Annotated in this window: 1 protein-coding gene; it reads left to right on the forward strand. The window is 49.6% G+C overall.

Features of this window, described 5'->3' with window-relative positions; translation table 11 throughout:
* Positions 1–405, forward strand: a 405-nt coding sequence (locus ACTHUM_RS19640) for a porin (protein ID WP_440403960.1), incomplete at its 5' end; no start/stop codon positions are given.
* Between the last annotated feature and the right edge of the window lie 49 nt (positions 406–454).

Below are 454 nucleotides of genomic sequence, written 5' to 3' on the forward strand. Positions count from 1 at the left end.
GGCGTACACTATGCCAAAGGCCATGAGACAGGCAACGAATATTTAGGCTATTTCACCGATGGTTGTAATGAGTACAAGGGTATTGACATTACTGTCGATTCAGGCAAATCTGAAGCCGTGAAAGTAGTTGATGCGGCGGTAACAGTCGGCTACAAATTGGGCAATGTCACCCCACGCATTACTTACGCGCACGGCTGGCCTGCCAAGGGCGTGAACAGTGGAGAAAAATTGGTGGATAAATTCGACCAAGTCGTTGTCGGCGGCCAATACACCTTCAGCAAACGCACCGGCGTAGTTGCCCAACTGGCGTATCTGAAAGTCGGCAACAAAACCCGTCTGACTGCAGCCAACAAAGGCGGCGTTGAACAAAAAGCCGCTTCTGTGGGCCTGTATCACAAATTCTAAGCTGTCTCTAAAGACAAGGCCGTCTGAAAAATTTCAGACGGCCTTTTTG

It is taken from the genome of Neisseria sp. P0021.S006, assembly GCF_051956895.1.